At 27.9% G+C, this 3,004-nt stretch carries 3 protein-coding genes; all 3 read left to right on the forward strand.

The window, feature by feature from the left end; genetic code table 11:
• Positions 1 to 55 precede the first annotated feature (55 nt).
• The 3 genes from FYJ27_RS12505 to FYJ27_RS12515 all read left to right on the forward strand — a co-directional run bounded on the left by FYJ27_RS12505 (position 56) and on the right by FYJ27_RS12515 (position 2,994).
• Positions 56 to 469, forward strand: coding sequence for a hypothetical protein (locus tag FYJ27_RS12505; RefSeq protein ID WP_154485127.1), 414 nt, complete (start codon positions 56 to 58; stop codon positions 467 to 469).
• Positions 470 to 553: 84 nt separating this feature from the next.
• Positions 554 to 1,705 (forward strand): ABC transporter permease, encoded by a 1,152-nt coding sequence (locus FYJ27_RS12510; RefSeq protein WP_154485128.1) that lies wholly within the window; start codon positions 554 to 556, stop codon positions 1,703 to 1,705.
• A 14-nt stretch (positions 1,706 to 1,719) separates the two neighbouring features.
• Entirely contained in the window at positions 1,720 to 2,994 is a 1,275-nt protein-coding gene (locus FYJ27_RS12515; RefSeq protein ID WP_195839138.1) for an ABC transporter permease, read from the forward strand.
• Positions 2,995 to 3,004: the final 10 nt, after the last annotated feature.

Genomic DNA, 3,004 nt, shown 5'->3' on the forward strand with positions numbered 1-3,004 from the left:
TATTAATCTATAAATCTTAAGAAACTAAAAAATATATTAATAGGGGGATAATCAAATGAAAAAAGTAGTGAAAAGGGTATTACCTTTAACTTTGGCAGTTTTATTATTTGGAGCACCAGTATTGGCAGCAACTAAATATGGAAGTTTTAATACTAAATATGGTGCTGTTAATTGTCGATTAGGTGCAAAGTGGCCAGGAGGAAGAAGAGGAAGTGCATATGCTACAACTTATTGGACATCTGTCCCAAAACAAGCTAGAGTAAATGTAAGATTATACATTAAGAATCATCCAAATTCTGCATTTGAGAGAAAAGGATCTCATACAACTAAGCCTGGTAAAAAACAAGCATATGTGGAAGCAGCAGGAGGACAAGTTAATAAATTTAAATCAATCCATAGCTTTATACCAGCAGGTAGTGGCACACAGATTGAAAAAGTAGAACTTTTGGATTCGAATCCATATTGGTAATAAATTAAGTAGGAAAATATTATTTTTATAGTTAGATAAAACATTTAAATGTTTTATCTAACTATATGTTAAAAGGGGATAAAAATGAAAAGAGTAAAAAACATATTATTAATATTTAAAACAAAAAAATTAACTACATTTTTTGTAATGTTTGGCTTTGTAATTTCGATGTTAATGATATCTTTTAATATAAGTTTTATTTGTGCTCTTAAGGAAGAAGAAAGAATGATAGAAAAATTATCTCCACCTAGTTCATATATTTTTTCTTTTATTGAGAGAGAAAAAGCTAATGATTTTTCAGTTAAAAGTATAGCCGATAATTTGGAGCATAGTGTTGATGAATACACAGGAGCATATTTAGGTGATTTAATGATTAAATTAGATAAAGCGAAAACGAATGAATATTTTGAGGCAAGTGCAGATTGGTTTGGGGAAAAAAATAGTTGGAGTTATCCAATTTTAGAGGGAAGATGTTATACAAGTTATGAGATAAAAGAAGAAAAGAAGGTAGCTCTTATAGGTAAAGATTTGAAAAAGTATATGGATAATGATAGGACTATAAGTATACACAAAGAGAAATATAATGTAGTAGGAATAGTTGGATTAAAAGAAAAACCTTTACCTTGGGATTCAATGATTTTTATGCCTATGACGTCTTTACCTTCAAGCGGTATAGAGATTGGAATAGGTCAGGGTTATAAAGGACAATTTCCTATGGTTATGTATAATTGTCAAGGTAATACTTTAAAGCAGATAGATAATTTTATTGCTGAAGGAAAGAATAAGTGGGACAAGTTTGATAATTCTAAACCAGAGGTTTTACATGGGTATAGATTGCTAGATGATATAGTTTCATTAGATAGTAATTTTAAATTTATTGCAATAATGTTATACATAGCAGCCATAATTCAGTCAATAGTTACTATGATGTTTTGGATACAAAGTATGAAGTTTGAAGTAGGGCTTAGAAAGGCAATGGGGCATACTAATTTTCAGATATCAAGATTAATATATGGTGAAATATTTGTTTTAACATTATTTTCTTTTGCTGTATCTATATTTATTCAATCAATATTTAATTTATTTATGACTAATATTTCAGGTTATGATATTAGTTTGAAGTTTCAAAATTTAGTATTAGGTATAGCGGTAGTAGTTATTACTTCATTAATTGTATCAGTATATCCTATTTTAAAATCATTTAAAGTACAACCTACAGAAGCTATGAAACTTTAGTAAGGAGAATGAATATGAGAAAATTAAAGATAATATTACAAAACATATCAAAAAGAAAAGCAATATGTGTTTTAATATCTATACAAGTTATGATTTCAATTTGGCTTTTATTAACGAGAATAGATGCTGTAGAAAAAATAAATAAAGTTGAGGAGGATGTGGAACTTTTATTATCTAAAAATTCAGGGGAAATTGTTCATATGATATTTGCAGACGATGCTACTCATCCAAAAGACTTCCTTAAATTTAGGGAACAAGTAGTAAAAAGTGGGTGTTTAGATTATATTGCATATAGTGCGAAAAGTGGTTTAACTGTTAAGGAATTTGAAAATAATCCCAAATACCATAAAATGGTGGAAGGATTAAACATAAAAAAAGATGATTTATTTTTTGATGGTGGGATTATGACTTTAGATATTGAAAGTGGTATGGAAGAATTAATGCAATTTAAATTGGCTAAAGGTAGAGGATTAGAAAAAGATGATTTTAATTTTTATAAAGAGGGTAAAGCAATACCTTTAATAGCGGGATATAGTTTATATGAGAATGGATTGGTGGATGTTGGGACGAAAATAACAAATGGTGATTTTGAAGATATAAAGTATGAAGTAGTTGGAATTTTAAGTGAAGATAGTAAATGGTTTTCATCTGAATTATCAAGTAATCAAATTATGTATTTAAGGGATAAGTTTATAGAACCTATTTGTGATAATGAAATATATATATATGATATACTTCCAAGCATGAATTATTATGGAGAGATTAGCAAAGGTAAAAACAAAGAATTAGTTTTAGAAGAGTTAAAAGAGTTAGCAGATAAGAATGGACTTAGTAGTAAAGTTGATTTTATGACAGTAGAAGACGATATTGAAGAGGATAGGGAATTTATGAAAAATTATTATAAATATTATCTTATATTTTCGGTATTATTTTTTATAATAATGACATTTGCTATAACTGTACTTATAATATTATCTTTAGATAGTAGAAAGGAAGAAATAGGTATTAGGGTTGCCATGGGGGCTTCTTTTAAAGATATCAGGGCAATGTTTTCGGGAGAGATATTATTTATAAATCTTTTTTCTACTTTAATTGTTTTTGTTGTATATACTGTCTTAAATAGGTTGAATTTTCGATATGATGAAGTTGTGAGTAAAATAGATATAGAACCGTTAACCTTTATATCAGTGATAGTAGGAGTAGCATTTATGTGTATATTGCCTATATACATAGTGACTAAAAGATTAAGTAAATTTAATCCTTCAGAATTAGTAGGAGGTAGGGAATAATGTCGATTAT

This window comes from Anaerosalibacter bizertensis (assembly GCF_009696605.1).
In the GTDB taxonomy this organism is placed as follows: domain Bacteria; phylum Bacillota; class Clostridia; order Tissierellales; family Sporanaerobacteraceae; genus Anaerosalibacter; species Anaerosalibacter bizertensis.

What these genes read in the sequence shown, in the direction of transcription:
- FYJ27_RS12510 (WP_154485128.1), top strand. Translation starts at nt 554, where the DNA reads ATGAAAAGAGTAAAAAACATATTATTAATATTTAAAACAAAAAAATTA.
- FYJ27_RS12505 (WP_154485127.1), top strand. Translation starts at nt 56, where the DNA reads ATGAAAAAAGTAGTGAAAAGGGTATTACCTTTAACTTTGGCAGTTTTA.
- FYJ27_RS12515 (WP_195839138.1), top strand. Translation starts at nt 1,720, where the DNA reads ATGAGAAAATTAAAGATAATATTACAAAACATATCAAAAAGAAAAGCA.